This window comes from Vibrio diazotrophicus (genome assembly GCF_038452265.1).
In the GTDB taxonomy this organism is placed as follows: domain Bacteria; phylum Pseudomonadota; class Gammaproteobacteria; order Enterobacterales; family Vibrionaceae; genus Vibrio; species Vibrio diazotrophicus.
Window position 1 is genome coordinate 24,015 of the sequence record NZ_CP151843.1, and the last position, 18,468, is coordinate 42,482.

Annotated in this window: 15 protein-coding genes; 5 read left to right on the forward strand and 10 right to left on the reverse strand. The window is 44.0% G+C overall.

The annotated features are described in order from the left end of the window. Positions 1–104 precede the first annotated feature (104 nt). Positions 105–1,994 (reverse strand): methyl-accepting chemotaxis protein, encoded by a 1,890-nt coding sequence (locus AAGA51_RS15475; protein WP_042479784.1) that lies wholly within the window; start codon positions 1,992–1,994, stop codon positions 105–107. Positions 1,995–2,226: 232 nt separating this feature from the next. Further along, the gene (locus AAGA51_RS15480) at positions 2,227–3,636 is read right to left on the reverse strand and encodes a PLP-dependent aminotransferase family protein (RefSeq protein ID WP_042479786.1); all 1,410 of its coding nucleotides are present in this window, start codon (positions 3,634–3,636) and stop codon (positions 2,227–2,229) included. Positions 3,637–3,790: 154 nt separating this feature from the next. Between AAGA51_RS15480 and AAGA51_RS15485 the strand changes: the two genes are divergently transcribed. From AAGA51_RS15485 to AAGA51_RS15495, 3 genes are read left to right on the forward strand one after another with little or no spacing between them, the layout of a single operon-like run. Beyond that, positions 3,791–5,155, forward strand: coding sequence for a cytochrome ubiquinol oxidase subunit I (locus AAGA51_RS15485; protein ID WP_042479790.1), 1,365 nt, complete (start codon positions 3,791–3,793; stop codon positions 5,153–5,155). A 30-nt stretch (positions 5,156–5,185) separates the two neighbouring features. Beyond that, entirely contained in the window at positions 5,186–6,193 is a 1,008-nt protein-coding gene (gene cydB / locus AAGA51_RS15490; RefSeq protein WP_042479792.1) for a cytochrome d ubiquinol oxidase subunit II, read from the forward strand. Positions 6,194–6,214: 21 nt separating this feature from the next. After that, positions 6,215–6,343 carry a DUF2474 domain-containing protein gene (locus tag AAGA51_RS15495; RefSeq protein ID WP_081878628.1) on the forward strand — a complete coding sequence of 43 codons (129 nt, stop codon included), beginning with the start codon at positions 6,215–6,217 and terminating at the stop codon, positions 6,341–6,343. Positions 6,344–6,438: 95 nt separating this feature from the next. Here AAGA51_RS15495 and AAGA51_RS15500 read toward each other — a convergent pair whose 3' ends face one another. The 7 genes from AAGA51_RS15500 to nadE all read right to left on the reverse strand — a co-directional run bounded on the left by AAGA51_RS15500 (position 6,439) and on the right by nadE (position 15,016). Then, positions 6,439–7,053, reverse strand: coding sequence for a CDP-alcohol phosphatidyltransferase family protein (locus tag AAGA51_RS15500; protein ID WP_042479794.1), 615 nt, complete (start codon positions 7,051–7,053; stop codon positions 6,439–6,441). Further along, on the reverse strand, positions 7,043–7,693 hold the full coding sequence (locus AAGA51_RS15505; RefSeq protein ID WP_042479796.1) for an ATP-binding cassette domain-containing protein: 651 nt from the start codon (positions 7,691–7,693) through the stop codon (positions 7,043–7,045). The genes AAGA51_RS15500 and AAGA51_RS15505 overlap by 11 nt, the downstream gene beginning before the upstream one ends. Then, complete coding sequence (locus AAGA51_RS15510) at positions 7,659–9,368, reverse strand: ABC transporter permease (protein WP_042479798.1); 1,710 nt, start codon at positions 9,366–9,368, stop codon at positions 7,659–7,661. The genes AAGA51_RS15505 and AAGA51_RS15510 overlap by 35 nt, the downstream gene beginning before the upstream one ends. 9 nt (positions 9,369–9,377) lie before the next feature. Continuing rightward, the gene (locus AAGA51_RS15515; RefSeq protein ID WP_042479950.1) at positions 9,378–10,523 is read right to left on the reverse strand and encodes an ABC transporter substrate-binding protein; all 1,146 of its coding nucleotides are present in this window, start codon (positions 10,521–10,523) and stop codon (positions 9,378–9,380) included. Positions 10,524–10,801: 278 nt separating this feature from the next. Then, a complete protein-coding gene (locus tag AAGA51_RS15520) occupies positions 10,802–12,379 on the reverse strand; it encodes an EAL domain-containing protein (protein ID WP_042479801.1) in 1,578 nt (525 codons plus the stop codon). 226 nt (positions 12,380–12,605) lie between these two features. Then, a complete protein-coding gene (locus AAGA51_RS15525; protein WP_042479802.1) occupies positions 12,606–13,934 on the reverse strand; it encodes an anaerobic C4-dicarboxylate transporter in 1,329 nt (442 codons plus the stop codon). A gap of 251 nt (positions 13,935–14,185) precedes the next feature. Further along, a complete protein-coding gene (nadE, locus tag AAGA51_RS15530) occupies positions 14,186–15,016 on the reverse strand; it encodes an ammonia-dependent NAD(+) synthetase (protein WP_042479805.1) in 831 nt (276 codons plus the stop codon). Positions 15,017–15,121: 105 nt separating this feature from the next. Between nadE and AAGA51_RS15535 the strand changes: the two genes are divergently transcribed. Both AAGA51_RS15535 and AAGA51_RS15540 read left to right on the forward strand, forming a co-directional pair. Continuing rightward, positions 15,122–15,634: a nicotinate-nicotinamide nucleotide adenylyltransferase gene (locus AAGA51_RS15535; protein WP_042479807.1), complete on the forward strand. Its 513-nt coding sequence runs from the start codon at positions 15,122–15,124 to the stop codon at positions 15,632–15,634. A 105-nt stretch (positions 15,635–15,739) separates the two neighbouring features. Continuing rightward, positions 15,740–16,162, forward strand: a complete 423-nt coding sequence (locus tag AAGA51_RS15540) for a hypothetical protein (RefSeq protein WP_146029327.1) — start codon at positions 15,740–15,742, stop codon at positions 16,160–16,162. Between the two features lie 97 nt (positions 16,163–16,259). Here AAGA51_RS15540 and AAGA51_RS15545 read toward each other — a convergent pair whose 3' ends face one another. Further along, the gene (locus tag AAGA51_RS15545; RefSeq protein WP_042479813.1) at positions 16,260–18,257 is read right to left on the reverse strand and encodes a methyl-accepting chemotaxis protein; all 1,998 of its coding nucleotides are present in this window, start codon (positions 18,255–18,257) and stop codon (positions 16,260–16,262) included. Positions 18,258–18,468 lie beyond the last annotated feature (211 nt).

Sequence of the window (18,468 nt, forward strand, 5' to 3'; positions counted from 1 at the left end):
GGCATTATAGAAGTCACTGATTCTAACGTTCAAAGACCTTATCAAATATCAAGTAAAGCGCACAAAAGAAACCAATATCCTTTTGTGCGCTTTGGCTTTAGGGGTTAGATCTTAAAGCGTCCTATTTGTTTTTCTAGCTGAACAACCAAGTCACGAAGCGTATGGGCTTCGTTTTCACCTTCTGCTGCGTCTTGTGCTAGGCCGTTACTGAGCTCACGAACAGACTCTGTATTTGTGTTGATTTCAGAGGTAACAAGCGATTGCTCTTCTGCGGCAGAAGCGATCTGTGTCGCCATATCGCTGATGATGCTTATTGCTTGGCTAATTTGTTGGAGCTGATCACCCATATGTTGAACATCATCAACGCTGGTTGTCACTAACGAGTGGCTATGAGTCATTGCGGATACCGCTTCGCCTGTCACTTTCTGTAATCCTTCAATTTTTGATTGGATTTCTTCTGTTGACTGATGCGTTCTTTGCGACAACACGCGTACTTCATCAGCAACCACAGCAAAGCCTCGTCCATGTTCTCCAGCTCGTGCAGCTTCTATCGCCGCATTCAGAGCAAGCAGGTTAGTTTGTTCTGCAATGGAGCGGATGGTGGAGAGAATGGTTGAGATTTCTTGAGTGTGATTCTCAAGTTCACCAATGATTTTGGTGGAATTGTTGAGCTCTGACGCCAACTGGTTAATTGAATCAATGCTTTTTTGCATTTGCTCATAACCCGCTTGCCCAAGTGTTACCGACTCATTGGCGCTTTTCGCGGTATTCTCTGCGTTATTGGCAATTTCAGCGGTTGCCGCAGCCATCTCTGTTACTGCCGTTGCAACCATAGTGATTTCGTCTTGTTGCATACTGACTCGTGAACTACGAGTTGATGCAGATTTCGCAGATAGATCAGCATTTTGGTTGATGGATAAGGTGATATCGCGAACATTCACCATGATGGTATGTAAGCTGCCGACAAACTGGTTAAATTTCTCTGCTAAGGTTCCGACTTCATCGTTGCTCTTCACTTCAAGTCTTTGAGTTAGGTCGCCGTTACCTTCTGCGATGTCAGTTAGCGCTAAAGTGATATGAGAGAGTCCTTGAAGCTGTTTGGACACAACCGTAGAAGCCACTATACCTAGAACAATAAGAATACCTGCGGCAATCATTAGCTGATTGAGCAAGGTCGCAAGAATGGGTTCTTCTAGGGTTTTCTTGTCTAAAACCATAACCAACATCCAATCGGTATTCTCTATTGCTTTGCTGGCAATGACTTTTGCGCGGTCGTCTAATTGAATTTCGAATTGCGAGCGGTTATCTGAAGAGCTCTTTAGTTGTTGCCATGTCAGTTCAGGGTGAATATCTGCAATCGGTTTTAAAACCAGATCAGCGTTGTTGTGTGCAACAATGTTTCCTTTCGAGTTCACTAAGAAAGCATAGCCATTTCCTGGAACCGAAATAGATAAAACATCTTCCGCTAGCTTGTCTAACGCTAAGTTAGAACCCACTACACCAATAATTTTGCCATTCACAGTAACAGGGGAGGCGAGTGTTACCACTAAAGCTTTCATTGTGACGCTGACGTATGGGTCTGTGGTAACAGGTTTTTTCTCCTGCATGGCCAATTTGTACCAACCTCTAACTCGAGGATCGTAACCCGCTTTATTGAGCGAAGGATCTTGCCTGAACATTTCGCCTTGCTCGTTGCCGTAATAGCTGAGGCCAAATCCACCGGAAGTCATCAATTGTCGCAGATGAGGAACCAAATCTACGTCTGGGTTAGCTTCAATTTCTTTTTTCATGCCTTCAACAGCGAGTTGTTTGTCATGAAACCAAACACCAATGCCACTGCTGTATGCCTTTAGTGTGTTGTGACTTTCACTGTAAATGTTTTTCCAACTTTCTTCTTTGCTGGATTGATAACTCACGATAACCAAAGCGATAGCAGTAATGGCTATCGCAATCAGTGTTGATACCAAAACCTTTGTTTTTAACGTCAGACTCATAGGTTTCATCCCTTCCAATGCTTTGTCTAATAATCATTTGTTCTAATGATTGTTTACACTATAACAACTGCGTGAAAGATATATGTTGAGTGTGTCTAACTATTAGTTGTTCTTGTTGTGGTTTTTATGCGTTTTTGTGCGCCCTGACTCGGTACCGTTCGACTAACAATGTGACGAATAGCATATGATTTTATGGTTCCTCGAAAGGGTTTGAACATAGAGAGATGGCAAGCTAATCGTTCATATGATGAATGATACTGTTAGATAACGTTGTCAATGCCTCTGCTCTTTGCTGGTCAAGCTCAAACGATGCATTTAGTCGAATACAATGATTGTACTGCTCTGTTACATCAAACATTTTACCAGGAGCTATGCTGACATTTGCTTTTAACATGTCTTGGTATATCTGCATGGCATCAATATTTTTAGGCAACTCTAACCAGAGAAAATATCCGCCTTTTTGGTTTACCACTTTCACACTCTTAGGTAGTAGTGTGGTAAGAAAAACCGCCATTTTGCTTTTACGTTCATGGAGTTTTTTACGTAGTTGCTTGAGATGCGATTCATAATTACGACTGGTTAAATAGTGAACCAGAGCCATTTGTATTGGGGCACTGGTTGCTAAGGTACTCATGAGTTGTAATTTCTGAATGTCGAAAGATCTTTTTCCGGCAACAACCCAGCCAATACGCAGACCAGCTACCAGAGATTTTGAAAACGAAGAACACAACATAATGTTCCCAGATTGGTCATACATTTTCATTGAGCTAACAGGCTCATTTCCTTCATATAATTCGCTATACACATCATCTTCAATTAATGCGACGTTGTAGCGTTGCAACAGCTCTACAATTTGCTTTTTCTTTTCATCTGACAATGTAAAGCCGAGTGGATTCTGATGATTGGACATCAGCCAGCACGCTTTAACATCATGAGTTTGTAAGGCTCGTTCCAACGAATCGATATCAATACCAGTTGTGGGGTCTGTGCGCACGGAAAGTGCTTTTAGGCCAAGACGTTGTAATGATTGTAAGGCGCCATAAAATGTCGGCGACTCTACCACTACGCAATCGCCCGGTTTGGTACAGGCCTGTAAACTCAAGTTTAAGGCTTCCAATGCACCAGCCGTAATGACGATTTCATCCGGTGATATTTCAATTCCCCTCGTGGTGTAACGCTTGGCTATGATTGAGCGCAATTGCTCATTACCGGGAGGGAGGTTGTTAAATGCACTCGAAATGGGCATGTTGCGAGCCGCCGCAGCTAGAGCCCGATTGATGTGATAGCGTGGATATAAATCTGGACTAGGGTAAGCAAAACCGAAATTAACCATCAATGGGTTTTTTCCGGCCTGAAGAATCTCGAATATAAACTCGTTCACATCGACATTCTCAGTTCTGGATACTGCCATCTGAACCTGTTGTTGCTTTTTAAAACGAGGCGCAACTTTATAACCAGAGCGAGCTTGAGACGTAATCCAGCCTTGTGACTCCAAAAGTTGGTATGCGTGTAAAACGGTCATTAAACTCATTCCTGAGTGCTCAGACTGTTTTCTTAGTGAAGGCAGTTTATCGCCGGGGTTCCAGATCCCAGACTGAATCTGTCGTTTGAGTTGATCTACTAAATTCTGATACTTAGCCAAATTAGCCCCCGATTGAACGATTAACAACGGCTAAACAATAACACTTATTAAATAAATCTGTTATACAATAGTCGTTCTTTTTTGTATCTACTGCCTCTTGGCTTGAGCCTTTATTATCACTTCCATAAATACTTATTAAGCTCAAAGGAAGTTTATGTTTGGTCTCGACGCCTTTATGCTGGCAAGGATACAGTTTGCCTTTACTGTATCCTTCCACATTATTTTCCCTGCCATCACTATAGGTTTAGCAACCTATCTGGCTGTACTTGAAGGATTATGGCTCAAAACTCGCAATCCTGATTACAAAACGCTTTACCATTTTTGGTCCAAAATTTTTGCAGTCAACTTTGGTATGGGTGTTGTGTCAGGCTTGGTAATGGCATACCAGTTTGGGACTAACTGGAGTGGCTTCTCTGACTTCGCTGGAAGCATCACTGGGCCGTTGTTGACTTATGAAGTCTTAACCGCTTTCTTCCTTGAAGCGGGTTTTCTTGGTGTGATGCTTTTTGGTTGGAATCGTGTTGGAGAAAAACTGCACTTCTTTGCCACATCCATGGTGGCGTTAGGGACAATCATCTCTACGTTCTGGATCCTTGCTTCAAATAGTTGGATGCAAACACCTCAAGGCTATGAAATCGTGGACGGACGCATTGTCCCTGTCGATTGGTTTGCGGTCATATTCAACCCTTCATTCCCTTACCGACTTGTGCATATGGGAATCGCGGCATTTCTGAGCACGGCTTTGTTCGTTGGTTCATCAGCAGCTTGGCACTTACTGAAAGGCAATCGTAGTTCTGCAGTGAAAAAAATGTTCTCCATGGCGCTGTGGATGCTGTTGATTGTTGCTCCTATTCAAGCGGTTGTCGGCGATGCGCACGGTTTAAATACCTTAGAGTATCAACCCGCTAAAATCGCAGCGATTGAAGGGCATTGGTCAAACGAAGATGGTAAACCGACACCATTAATTCTGTTTGGCATGCCAAATATGGAAGAAGAGAGAACTGATTACGCGTTAGAGATCCCAGTATTGGGCAGCTTGATTCTTCGTCATAGTCTGACTGAGCCGATTCCTGCACTTAAAGATTTCCCAAAAGATGAGCGCCCAAATTCTCTGGTGGTTTTCTGGTCGTTCAGAATTATGGTAGCCCTTGGCATGCTTATGATTCTTCAGGGTTTCTATGGGCTATGGCTACGTCGTAAAAAATCACTATATACCCAAAGTTGGTACCTTAAATTTTCAATATTAATGGGACCTACCGGACTTATTGCCATTCTTGCCGGATGGTTCACCACAGAAGTGGGGCGTCAGCCTTGGGTGGTATACGGATTACAGCGAACTCGTGATGCCGTCTCTGCACATGGAGATCTGCAAATGAGCATCAGCTTAATTTGTTTCTTTGTGGTTTACAGCTCGGTGTTTGGTTTCGGTTACTACTACATGATCAGACAAATCAAGCAAGGCCCTGATGCCGTCGATCATGAAGCGCACGAAATGAACACTATTTCTGGCCGTATATAACGTCACAAGATTACAACGAAGGTAATAGATATGCATTTTGACTTATCCGTGATTTGGTTTGCGATCATCGTGTTTGCCACGCTGATGTACATTGTGATGGATGGCTTTGATTTAGGTATTGGCATCCTGATGCCGTTCATCAAAAATGAAAAACATAAAGATGTAATGGTCAATACCGTTGCGCCTGTGTGGGATGGTAACGAAACGTGGATTGTACTTGGTGGCGCTGCGCTTTTTGGCGCATTCCCATTGGCTTACTCGGTGATCATCGAAGCGTTGACCGTTCCACTGACACTCATGCTCGTTGCTTTGATCTTCCGTGGCGTTGCATTTGAGTTTCGTTTTAAAGCTTTGGAGAACCATCTTAAGTTTTGGGACCGTTCATTTATGCTGGGCTCTATCTTTACAACGTTTTTCCAAGGGATTGTTGTGGGAGCTGTCATTCAAGGTTTTAACGTCGAAAACCGAACGTTTGTTGGCGGGCAATTAGATTGGATAGCACCGTTCCCACTGTTTTGTGGCTTCGCACTCATCGCGACATACGCCTTGTTGGGTAGCACTTGGTTGATTATGAAAACCGAGGGTGAGCTGCAACAAAGCATGTTTCGCTTTGCCAATAAGACACTGCTTATCATGGTCGCTGCGCTGATCATTATTAGCGCATGGACGCCACTTGCATTCCCATTTGTAGCTGAACGTTGGTTTTCGATTCCTAACTTGTACTACTTACTTCCTGTACCTGTGATTACCGCTCTGGCATGTTTGAAAATTACTAATTCGTTGAAAAAACGCAGAGAGCGCAGCCCGTTTATTATGGCGTTAATCATCGTGATTCTTGGGTTTGCAGGGCTTGGGAACAGTATCTGGCCCAATATTGTTCCTCCTAGCATTTCTATTTGGGATGCGGCATCTCCTGAAATCAGCCAGAGCTTTATGTTGTTTGGTGCCGTGCTGATTTTGCCTGTGATTCTTGCCTACACATTCTGGAGCTACTACGTATTTTCTGGAAAGGTAAAAGAAGGTGAAGCCTACCACTAAGTGAATATTTGAGGGCAACTTATGAATATTAAACGAGGAATAGAACAATGGGTCTGGATGATCGGTATCTGGGCAGCGAGTGTTATTGCACTTGGAATTGTTTCTATGGGGTTCCGCTTCCTGATGACAATGGCGGGATTTAAATCTTAAACAGTTTGTGTTGAGTTTAGATGTCTTTATCTAACCCTAGGCCAATTTGGACGCTAGGGTTTTTTTGGCTTCAACTTTTTAGACCGATACTCAATTCACGACTTATTTAACAGCGTATAAAACCCTGAATAAACACGGGTGAATGTGGTAAACCAGCATGCCGCACCAAAGGCGTAGGCGATGATGGCGAAATGTTGAGGGAGTAGGCAAAAAGCGATAAAGCAGAAGATGGTTTCTGTGCCTTCGGTTAGCCCGCTCATGTAGTAAAGTGACTTGTTCTTATATACCGGATTGTCGATTCCCTGTTTGCTTGCCATGATGGCAAACGCTAAGAAGCTAGAGCCTGTTCCGACAAAAGAGAAGATCAAAAACGCACCTGCGATAGCATTTTGTTCAGGGTTAGCAAGTACAAAACCAAACGGAATCAGAGAGTAGAACAGAAAGTCCAAACAGATATCGAGAAAACCACCAGCATCGCTAATGCCCTGAATACGCGCTAACGCGCCATCTAATCCGTCGCATATGCGATTTAAACAGATAAGCACCAGTGCTAAGTAATACTGCTCTAACGCCAGTGCAGGTAGAGCAAGTAAGCCAAGAGCAAAACCAAACAGAGTCGTTTGGTTAGCCGTAATCCCTATGCTATCTAACAGTTTTGCGCTTTGCGCTAATGGCCAGCGAATTGCTTTGATACTGAATCTATCGAGCATAACTGTCCTCCCAAGGCCATGTGATGCAGCGACTGCCCTGCGGAACATCTTCTTCATCATGAGTTACCATGAGAGCTGGAATGTTCGCGTCCTTGAGTTGGTCTTCTACCTGCGTTCTAAATTGCTGGCGCAGATCTTTATCCAGCTTGCTGTAGGGTTCATCAAGCAGAGCAACTTTTGGTTTGGCAAGTAACATGCGTGTGAGCGCTATCCGTGCACGCTGACCTCCGGATATTTGGTCTGGAAAAGAGTCCGCCAGTGACATTAAAGAAATTTCTTTTAATGCAGTCATCGCTTGCTCTTTTCGTTGTGCTCCTTTGATGGAATCCGGCAGAGCAAAGGCTAAGTTTTCCCAAACGGTTAAGTGAGGAAAAAGCAGGTCGTCTTGAAACAGGATGCCTACCTGACGCTTATGTGCAGCTTGTCCATCCAACTGTGTACCACCAAGCTTGATGCTGCCTGTGTACTGGAACTCTTGTGATAAATGACCGGCAATTGCATCAAGCAGAGTGGATTTACCGCATCCGCTTGGGCCCATGAGGGTAACAATTTCACCTTTCTCAACGGACAGGTTAAATGCTGTAAACAAGGCTTCACCATCTTTTTTACGGATGGCGAGGTTTTCGAGACAAAGACTCATTGGTCAGTAAACCTTTAATAGACAACCTACGATACTTGCCGTGCGTGCGGCTAAGTAAAATGGAAAATGAGAAAAACAATAACGGCAGCAATGCTTGGCAAATGGCATAGATGGCTGAAACGCGGCGGTCCAACCCACTAGAAAGCGCAACCGCTTCTGTGGTTACCGTGCTGATTCGCCCAGCTCCGAGGATTAAAGTCGGTAGATACTGAGCCAAGCTGACACTCACTCCAACTGCCCAAGCGAAGGTTACTGCAGGCAGCAGAAGTGGAAGTTTAACGCCAAGCCAAGCCTGAACTGGCGTTTTCCCCAGACTCAGTGCAATTCGCGTTAAGCCATTATCAAAGCTACGCCATGGCCCATCAAGCGATAAATAAACATAGGGAAAAGCAAAGAAAATATGCGCCCAGCAAACCCAAAACAGATATAGCTCGCTATTGATGTACAACGTGGCGATTTGAATGCCAAACAGAATAGATAACTGAGGAATCAACATCGGAATGGCGATGATGTAGCTGGGTAGCTGAATTCGATATCGCAAACGGTACTCATGGGCGATGAGCGCAAGAATGAGCGCAATGGTGGCGCTTACGATTGCGATGATAATGCTTTGAGTCAATGTATCCGCAATACCTTGTGATTCATATTGCCAGAAACGAGCCGTGTACTGGCTTGGCAGGAGATCAGGAAAACGCCAGCGTTGCGCGAAGCTCCAGATGATCATCAATGGAATCATCACAATCGCTAGTGTTGTGGTGACATAAAACAGCGCTTTGCCGGGTAAGGGTAATCCTGTTCTGCCCGAAAATTGCCAATGTTTATATCCTTTGGTTGCTATCCATTCCACCAAGCGTGTAAATCCAAGCAGCAAACTGGCAACAAGGAACAAAATTACCGCGCCAGCGGCCGCTCGGGGCAGTAAGGACAGATCAGGGTCGCTAAACCATTGCCATACTAAGACGGAGAAGGTTGGCGGGTTGGTTGGGCCAATAATCAACGCGACATCCACCACGGATACGCTGTAGGCGATAACCGCAAACATTGGGAAGCGAAGCTTTGCTAGCCATTGAGGAAGTATTGCTTTCCACCAACATTGAGTTGAACTGTAACCGAGCGAATGGCTGATTTTTTCGATTTGATCGACTTTTAACTGTTGAAGAATAGGAATGCTCATCAGCAGCAAAAAAGGCACTTCTTTCAATGTCAGCATTAAGGTTAAACCTAACGCATACGGGTCTTTGACCAGCAGAGCTAAGCTATCGACATCCGTATTATTGAGGTCGTAACCAAACATCTCATACACAACGCGAGCTCCCATGCCTGTGGGAGCAAAAAGGAAAGCAAAACCAATGGCAAATGCCACATGGGGCATTGCCAATAGAGGTGAGAGCGAAACTTCAATTTTGCGCCAAAGTTTCGTATTCCAGCACGATTGAAGAATGGCAAAGGTTATCAGGCAGGCTAAGTAACTACTCACCACGGCCGAGCCAAGAGTTAAACCCAGCGATAGCCAGACGCCATGCCAATCAAACACTTCAGCAAAGCCAGCGATGGAAAAAGCAGACAACCCAATCGCTGGAATATAGCCAAACGCCGACACGACCACGCCGAGTAATCCCGGAATGGTCGGTAAGACACAGACAGCGATAATGACTAAATATAAAACGCGTAACATGGGTGAGTTTTAGTTTCCGTAACGTTTAAGCCACTCTTTCTCAAGTGCCACTTGCCAGCTTGGGTGAGGCTCGGCGATCGATTTGAACTGCTTAGTATTTTTTGCACTACCTGTTAAGTATTGGCTACTTAATACAGATGGATCGCCCCATATGGTTAATTCTCCTTTACGAGACTGTGCTTCAGGGCTTAACAGAAAGTTGATTGCCACCTTTGCGCCTGCATTTGCATTCGCATTCCAAGGAATCGCTAGGAAGTGAATATTAGAAAGTGCACCTGAATCTAAGGCATACACATTGGTGCTTTCAGCTAATTTGCCGCTGGCTTGAGCGGAATAGACGGCATTTGGGTTGAAAGTGATCGCTAGGTCAATCTGTCCGTCATCCAGCAATTGAAGCATTTCGCTGCTGCCAGAAGGGAACTGTTGACCCCCACGCCACGCCACCGGATGAAATTCATCCAAATAGTTCCATAAAGGCTGAGTCACCATATCAAAGCTGGCTTCATCAACGGGTTTCATCAAAGAAGGATCGTTGTTGGTCAGTTCAATCAAGAGCGATTTTAAAAAGCTGGTACCGTGAAACTCAGGTGGGCGAGGGTAGCTCAAACGATTTGGGAACGCTTTCGCATAGCTCAGCATCTCCTGAAAAGATTTTGGAGGATTGTTGAGCTTAGCTTTATCGTAAATATAGACCAGTTGACCCACACCCCAAGGCGCTTCAAGTCCTTCAGTCGGTACCGAAAAATCTTTATCGACAGGGAGTGACTTATCGACATACTGCCAGCTCGGTAAATCTTGCACAAATGGACCATACAGCAATCCGCCATCTTTCATCGATTTGAAGTTTTCGCCGTTGATCCAAACCATATCGACACTGCCACCCGTGTTTTTGTTGGCGGCTTTTTCCGCCAGCAGACGAGTGGTGGTTTCTGAAATATCGGTCACTTTCACATGTTTAAGCGTGACGTTGTAGCGGGCTTTGAGTTCATTGGCTGCCCATTGAATGTAACGGTTGATCTCTTGACTTCCGCCCCAAGCATGGAAGTAAACCGTTTCGCCATTCGCTTCTTGCTCTACTGTTTTCCAGTCTTCTGCGAGTGCAGATGCGGTAAAGAGAGATGCGAAAATACCTAAAGTAGTGAGTAGCTTTTTCATAAATGATCCGTGTTTATTGAAACGAGTCGGCGCAACCTTCACTGCGACGTCTTTCCTTTAGAGTGGTTATCCCAAAAGCTGATTAACTTTGAAATCTATAATAATTTCAGAGCATTAAATGTTATCCGTGTAAAACAATTATAGGTGCCAACAAAAATTTGTCGCACCTAAATGTATGGTGAGTTGATATAGACCGAACGAGTTGACATTTTCTTCCACGACAAGTCGCGAAAAATATCAATAGACCGCTAAATATCGGGGAAGCGGGGGGAATTATGTCAGTAGCTGTCCATTTGCGCTGTAAGCTTCAGCAGATAATCTTCAGCAGGGAGTGGCTTTGAATAATAGAAGCCTTGGATATAACGTACCCCTAGTCCTCTCAAGTGCTCGACTTGTTCATGAGTTTCTACGCCTTCCGCGATAACTCGCATTTTGAGCTGCTTTGCCAGCTTGATCATCGAAGTGATGACGGAATCGATGGCTGAGTTTTGAGAAAGGCTCTTAATGAACACCTGATCAATTTTGATGATATCGAAGGCGTGTTGATGAATGAAGTTTAAGCCTGAGTAACCTGTGCCAAAATCGTCCATGGCGATCTTGAATCCAAGCTGTTTGAGACGACCAAGGTTCTTTCTCACGAACTCCAATTCTTCAGGTGAAAAATCGTTATCCTCGGTGATTTCGAGTAGTAACAGAGGAAGAATATCAGGGTTTTTCTTGGCGTATTTTTCGAGGTAATCGACGAATTTGGCTTTGATGATCAGTGTGCGACTGACATTGATACTGATGTATTGGTTCTGAACCAGATGAGGGTTCAAGTTGACAAATTCCGTGACAAGTTTGAACACCTGATGGGTGATCTGCTCGATGACCTGAATCCGTTCTGCCAGCGGTATAAAAATGGTTGGTGAAATAGCGCCATGATCGGGATTGTTCCAACGGATCAGCGCTTCACTACCGACAATTTTCGGTTCGTGGATATCGATGATGGGCTGAAAATTCAGCTCTAACTCGTGGTTGTTAATCGCCTCTTTAAGCGAGAAGGCGAGGCTGTTACGTGTCAGTTTATAGTTACGGATAGCCTGATAGAGAACCGCAATGGCGCTCGCAAGCAATATGACTCGCCATATGTGTTGCCCAAAATTCGTGAAGTAAGAGTGTGGTGTGAGATGGAGAGTCAGTGAAATAGGGTAACGTTCAGATTTGAAGTCATAGGAACGGTATGCTTGATTCTCCGACCCGGTTTTGTGCTCAAGCGAATGTTGCAGGATGTTTACCTGATAGTCGTAATATTGCTGTTCAAATTTCGGTGTAATGAGTTCTAAAAAAAGGTTCGGCGGCAATAACGCGTTGATCCCGCTTAGATCTTCATTCGCAGAATAAATGAAAATCGCTTTATCATGACTGCGAGATTCAGACAGTGCGATAGTCGTAAGGGTTGGCGTTTGGTTGATCTGTTTTATTGCGGCTTCCCCAACGTCAAAGTGAGTTTTTCCCTCATTACTTGAACAATACACCTGACCTTCTGCATCAAATAAAGACACTTCTTTTGCCTTGGGAGACTGAAAAACATACTGACGTAATCGCTGCGTATCCTCGACGCTGCAAGTGTTACTGACATGGTGATTCAATTCAGCCAGTTCGCTGGTGGTGTTATCTATATAGTTTTCCAAAGTAGCAATCGCGTTAGAGCCTAACGACATCGCATGCGCGCTGGTGTCATAGATGTTTTTGATCGCAGACAAAGTAAAAACGATCGCGAAAATAATAAGTACAGGTGTAAAGACACTTAACCGGTCTAATAGATGTTGCCGAGAAGGTATTGGTGACGTTTCACTCAGAGCGGTATTGTCCATGACGAAATTAGGTAACTGCTAGCTAGATTCGATATTGATTGAGTTATCACTATATGTGAATAAAGAGGAGGAGTTAACGGTCTTTTGGAATAAAGTTGTTTCAAAGATGAGACAAATGAAAAGCTGTAGCTAAATGCGGCAAAGGCTTAATCAATAAGGGCTTGGAGCGCATAAATAAAAAGGCATGAGTTTGACCCCATGCCTTTGATTACGCATTTTATATCGTTTAACCGATAATCATTTTGCCTAGTACATAGCCCAAACAGCTTGCACTGATAACACCTATTAAACCAACTGACATGAATGAGTGGTTGAAATACCACTTACCGATTTTCGTTGTACCTGTACTATCGAAGTTCACTGTTGCGATGTCTGATGGATAGTTCGGAATAAAGAAGTAACCGTATAATGCTGGCATCAAACCAATCAGTAGTGCAGGCTCTAATCCCAGACCTAAACCTACAGGTAGCATCATACGTGCAACCGCTGCTTGAGAGTTCACCACTACGGACACGATGAATAGCGCTAGCGCAAATGTCCATGGATAGTTGGTTACCATCTCCACAATACCGGACTTAAATTGAGGCATTGCGTATTGGAAATAAGTGTCAGACATCCATGCAATACCAAAGATTGCGATTGCCGCAACCATACCGGATTTAAACACCACGCCATTAGGCACGCCACGAGGGTCCGTTTTGGTTGCCAGTAGAATGATACCGCCGAAGCAGAGCATCATCATTTGAATCACAACCGCCATGCTGATCGGTTTTGCACCTTCGGTAATGGTTCTGATTTCTGGAACCATCGCAATCAACACAATAACCAACAGTGAAAGGATAAACAGCAATACAGAGTTACGAGCAGCGGTTGGTAGCGTTTCATCTAGAGAGGTTGCGGTTGTGTTGAGAATCTTGTCGCGCCATACCGGATCAGCTAAGCGTTCTTGATAATCAGGGTCGTTCTCAAGCTCTTTACCACGTTTTAGGCTGTACAGAGACATCAGAAGCGTGCCGAATAATGTAGCAGGCACAGTGACCATTAGAACCGAAACGAGGGTGATGCTGTGGTTAATGTCCGAAAGTTGTGCAAGGTAATACACCACTGCCGCTGAAATTGGCGATGCCGTAATCGCAATTTGAGAAGCAACAGATGCCGCTGCCATAGGGCGTTCAGGACGGATACCATTTTTTAGTGCCACATCGCCGATAATTGGCATGATGGAATACACCGCATGACCCGTACCTAACATGAAGGTCATTGTGTAAGTCACAAACGGTGCAATCAAGGTGACACGTTTAGGGTTTTTACGCAGTAGACGTTCGGCCACTTGGAGCATGTATTTGAGACCGCCTGCTGCTTCAAGAATCGAAGCACAGGTAACCACAGCCAAAATGATAAGCATAACGGTGATGGGTGGTGAAGTCGGTGGCATTTTGAAGACGAAGACTTCAATAACCAGACCGATACCGGATACAACCCCTAATCCTATACCGCCATAACGTGAACCGATGTATAACATCAGCAACAGGAACATAAATTCGACATATAACATATCGGCGCTCTCTAAATTTGACTTATGAATGCCTACATTGTGTAACTAAATGTAATTAAAGTATGGAGTGCCGTTCACAGAAAAGTGTGCTCAAGTATTTGAATTATATGAATCTGATTTGGAGCACATTATTAGCCATAGAAGTGATGAATAGATAAATGAAGTGTTATTGGAATGTATTGTAATCTCTCTGCGGATGTAAAAAAGCCAAGCGGTCTGCTTGGCTTTTTGCACAATTATTGAGCAAGCTGTTAGTCGTAAATCGTTGGGATAGGCTGACGCTTATGTTGAGTCGCTTTATAAATGGCCACCAAACGCTCAGAAGCTTCTTTAGAAACGGGTTTGCCTTCCAAGAAATCATCGATTTGGTCGTAAGTCAGATTCAGTGCATCTTCATCCGCTTTTTGTGGCGCAAGCTCTTCCAGATCCGCGGTAGGTGTTTTGTGAACCAGTAAATCAGGTGCACCAAGAGCCGCTGCCACTTGACGAACTTGGCGTTTACTCAAACCAAACAGAGGTGCTAGGTCGCATGCACCGTCACCAAACTTGGTGTAGAAACCAGTGATGTTTTCTGCGGAATGATCAGTACCTAATACTAAGCCGCCGACGTAGCCTGCGATTTCATATTGAGCCACCATGCGAGCACGTGCTTTTACGTTACCTTTTACAAAATCAAGCTTCTCTGCGTTAGCCGGAAGCAGACCTGTATGTGCTAAAGCTTCATGAGAAGCTGCATGCAAGCCGTCTACGCCAGCTTTAATGTTTACTGAAACAGAGTGCGTTGGTTTGATAAAAGATAAAGCCAATTGTGCTTCGTCTTCGTCTTTTTGTACGCCGTATGGCAAACGCACAGCGATAAACTGGTAATCATTCGAGTTGCTTTCTTTATTCAGCGCTTCAACAGCAAGCTGAGCCAAACGTCCGCAAGTTGTAGAGTCGATACCACCACTGATACCAAGTACCAGAGATTTGCAGCCAGACTCTAGTAGTTTACGTTTTAGAAAAGCGACACGACGTTCGATTTCGAACTCTGGATCGATGCTAGGAAGTACTCGCATCTCATCTCGAATCATTTGTTCCATTGGGTTTCCTTTTCCTGCAAGCATTAACAAACTTTCGTAGTATCATACCTCAATCATGCAATTAGAAAACCGAGAATAGAGATTTCATTCTTAGTAGAGGTGAAGATGGAAAAAATTGCTGTGTTTGGCAGTGCATTTAATCCACCGAGTTTGGGACACAAGAGTGTCATTGATTCTTTGGATCACTTTGACCGCATTTTACTGGTACCAAGTATTTCCCATGCCTGGGGCAAGGAAATGTTGGATTACGATATCCGTTGCCAACTGATAGAAGCCTTCATCAAGGATATTGGTTCAAGCAAATTGACGCTGTGTAACATTGAACAGGAGTTGCTTACGCCGGGTAACAGCGTAACAACTTATGCAGTTTTAACAAAAGTTGAAGAAATTTTTCCGCAAGCTGACATCACGTTTGTGATTGGTCCTGATAATTTGCTCAACTTCGACAAATTCTACAAATCCTCCGAGATTTTGCAGCGTTGGTCGATCATGGTTTGTCCGGAAAGAATACCTGTTCGTAGTACTGAGATAAGACGTCGGCTGTCAGATAACGCTGAAATTAGCGGTTTAACGACCCCAAGTGTTGAAGGGTTATTGAAGCGCTTAAAAGTCTATTAGAAAATCAGCGCTCCAAGAGGTCGGAGCAGCTGTTTAATGAAATCCTTTGCTACATGTATTTTGTTGCTATTGGTTTCAAATTTGGCAAGTGCATGCGAATCCTTTGTGTATAAAGATCCATCGCACGAGCCTTTTGAAACGATAGAGCTATCAGACAGTCGTGTACTTTGTATCTCGTTCATGAACGGGTTGGAGTATGCTTCTGACAAACTCTTTGAATTAGATTTCTTTAACGATAAAGAAATCATTAGTGACTACTGGGGACAGTGGGGATTCGAGCGAGAAGATGAACCGTTGTTTACCCATAAGATTGCCCACAGTTACATCGGTGTCGGTGTATGGATGCCTCCAAAGCTCTTAGAAGAGCAGGCCGAGATGTCTACGGAAGAGTGGTTAAAAAGCCATGGTTTATTGTTGAGCTTAGGTTTCGGCAGTAAGAAAAAAGGCGAACCGCGTATGCGAATGGATTATCGTTGGCATGAAGACTACGAAGTCGACCTAATGATGCATATAGAAGTGCCATTTTAATTTGAAGTTTACGAAAAAGAGTCATCCTAGGATGACTCTTTTTTATATCCGGTTAAGCTAAATCAGTTTAAACAAAATCCGTTTAAACCAAATGTTGCTATGTGAGTTTGAACTCGGCGAGTTGCTGTTTCACGGAGTCTGCTTCTTTGTTGTAGCTGCTTACTATGTCGTTTAACTGCGTCGCAAGTGCACCCGTGTTTTGCGCAATTTCTGCCAACACATCGACATCTCGGTCAACATCTTCACTTGCCTTCGATTGCTCAACTGTCGAATTGGCAATACTCGTGATGTGAGTGTTCACTTCCTCAATGACGCTTTCTAATTCAGCAACACTTGTGTTCACTGTCGACACTGATTCGAAAGTCGAATGAGTCGCCTGACGGCTCTTTTCCATAAAGCTCACTGCCGTGTTGGTGTTGCTCGACATGTTACTCAACAACTGACTAATGTGTTCGGTGGCTTCTTTGCTTCGTTGCGCCAAATCTCGAACTTCTGAAGAAACAACCGCAAAACCTCGGCCATGTTCTCCAGCTCTTGCTGCTTCGATAGCGGCGTTAAGCGCGAGCAGGTTTGTTTGCTCAGAAATACTGCTGATGGTGTCGACTATCTTACTCACGCTCATCGCGTCTTTTTCTAGGCTTTGCATACAGATCTGAGTTTGTTCAATTTGCTCAACCAAAGCTTCTACCGCCTTAAACGAAGATTGGCTTTGGTTTTGGCAAGTGATGACTTTCTGAGTCATCGTATTGGTTTCATCAAGTGCACGCTCTGACGATTGTGCAATTTCAACGCTCGATTGAGACAACTCAGTCATAGCCGCTGCAATGTTGTCACATTTGGCTGTGGTTGCCTGACTGCTTTGAGAAAGATCTTGAGAGCTCTGAATGATAAGTTTCAGGCGTTCAGCACTATGATCGTTGGCATCGGTAACGTCGCTTAATAGATTACGAATGCTGGTGGTTAAGCCATTCACACTTTGAGATATATGCGAAATTTCATCTTGTCCGTCTGATGCCAGCGATACACTCAAGTCTCTGTTGCTAGACATAAGCGCCAGTTTCTTAGTCAAGCTTCCCACACGACTTCTTAGAGTGTGTACCGAAGTATAGAGTCCGAATACTAAAATAAACCCAATGATAATACTCAAGGCAATAATAATGGTTTCGTTGGTTTTGGCCTGTGTTGATTGCTGACTTGATATTGTCATCATCTGACCTTGGATGGTGTTTCTTAATTGGTTTATCAAACCAATTCGCTCTGTCGCAGCACCAAACCACTCCGTTGGTTTAGGTCCTTGTAAGCTATCCAGTTGACTAGCCTGATTCAGATAGCTTTGTTGAATTTGCTCTACATTTTTCCAAATGGGCGAGTTCTTGGCATCGCTGAGTTGTTGAATAAACTCAGAAGGCATTGTTAGTAAAGCCGAGCGTTCAGCGTATTTACCCGAAGAGATGTAGTCACTAATTGCAGTGTATTGAGCCGCATTTGATTTTTGACTGGCAAACGCTCCGTTCAGCGCCCCACGAACTTGTCCTGCTCGTTCTTTCATTATGACTACCGAAATCAGTGAGCTACCGAGCTCTGATACGTTGGCATCATCAATCGTTCCCAGTAGCACTCGTGCATTATCAATTGCGAGCTGGTTAAGATTCGAATAATAAGCAAAAGGAGAGATTTTAGGCTGAAGTGCATCCACCTGCTTTCGAACTTCGGCCAAAGATTGAAGCTGGGTGTTTATGTCGGATTTAATTTTGTCAGCGAAGGCTTTTGCAATGTAAGTCGGGGTGAAGCTTTGCAGGGCTTTAACGTGAGTATCAGATTGAATGCGTTGCTTATTTAACGCTTCAACTTGGGCACCCTGGCCTTTTGAGCCTAAAACGCCCGCGGTTAATCCACGTTCGACTGCCAAATTGTGAGCGAGATTATCGTATAAGAGTATGAGTTGGACAGTCTCTTGATCATGCTCAGCAATATTTACGCGTTTATTTAAATCGAGAATATTTGACACGGCTAATGTCAACGCTATGAGTATTGGGACACCGGCTATGACGGTTACAACTAAGTACAAAGGAAAGAGTTTTAACAGTTTCTTCATTGTATTCCCTTACAAATGGAGTGGTTCAACTGACTGAATTTATTATTTTAGATGACAGTAAAATATTTGCTGTGCATTCACATGCATTTCTACAGTTGTACGGTAAAAAGTAGAGGCTAAAGCTGAATAATGTTCAGCAAAAAAAGTGCCATAGGTAACATTGCGACTATATGGAATGTGCTACGCTAAAGTTGCATTTAGAGATAACTAT

Bases quoted from the DNA above. Each gene is read 5' to 3' on its own strand.
- AAGA51_RS15475 (WP_042479784.1), bottom strand. From the start codon at position 1,994: ATGAGTCTGACGTTAAAAACAAAGGTTTTGGTATCAACACTGATTGCG.
- AAGA51_RS15485 (WP_042479790.1), top strand. From the start codon at position 3,791: ATGTTTGGTCTCGACGCCTTTATGCTGGCAAGGATACAGTTTGCCTTT.
- cydB (WP_042479792.1), top strand. From the start codon at position 5,186: ATGCATTTTGACTTATCCGTGATTTGGTTTGCGATCATCGTGTTTGCC.
- AAGA51_RS15495 (WP_081878628.1), top strand. From the start codon at position 6,215: ATGAATATTAAACGAGGAATAGAACAATGGGTCTGGATGATCGGTATC.
- AAGA51_RS15500 (WP_042479794.1), bottom strand. From the start codon at position 7,053: ATGCTCGATAGATTCAGTATCAAAGCAATTCGCTGGCCATTAGCGCAA.
- AAGA51_RS15505 (WP_042479796.1), bottom strand. From the start codon at position 7,693: ATGAGTCTTTGTCTCGAAAACCTCGCCATCCGTAAAAAAGATGGTGAA.
- AAGA51_RS15510 (WP_042479798.1), bottom strand. From the start codon at position 9,368: ATGTTACGCGTTTTATATTTAGTCATTATCGCTGTCTGTGTCTTACCG.
- AAGA51_RS15515 (WP_042479950.1), bottom strand. From the start codon at position 10,523: ATGAAAAAGCTACTCACTACTTTAGGTATTTTCGCATCTCTCTTTACC.
- AAGA51_RS15520 (WP_042479801.1), bottom strand. From the start codon at position 12,379: ATGGACAATACCGCTCTGAGTGAAACGTCACCAATACCTTCTCGGCAA.
- AAGA51_RS15525 (WP_042479802.1), bottom strand. From the start codon at position 13,934: ATGTTATATGTCGAATTTATGTTCCTGTTGCTGATGTTATACATCGGT.
- nadE (WP_042479805.1), bottom strand. From the start codon at position 15,016: ATGGAACAAATGATTCGAGATGAGATGCGAGTACTTCCTAGCATCGAT.
- AAGA51_RS15535 (WP_042479807.1), top strand. From the start codon at position 15,122: ATGGAAAAAATTGCTGTGTTTGGCAGTGCATTTAATCCACCGAGTTTG.
- AAGA51_RS15545 (WP_042479813.1), bottom strand. From the start codon at position 18,257: ATGAAGAAACTGTTAAAACTCTTTCCTTTGTACTTAGTTGTAACCGTC.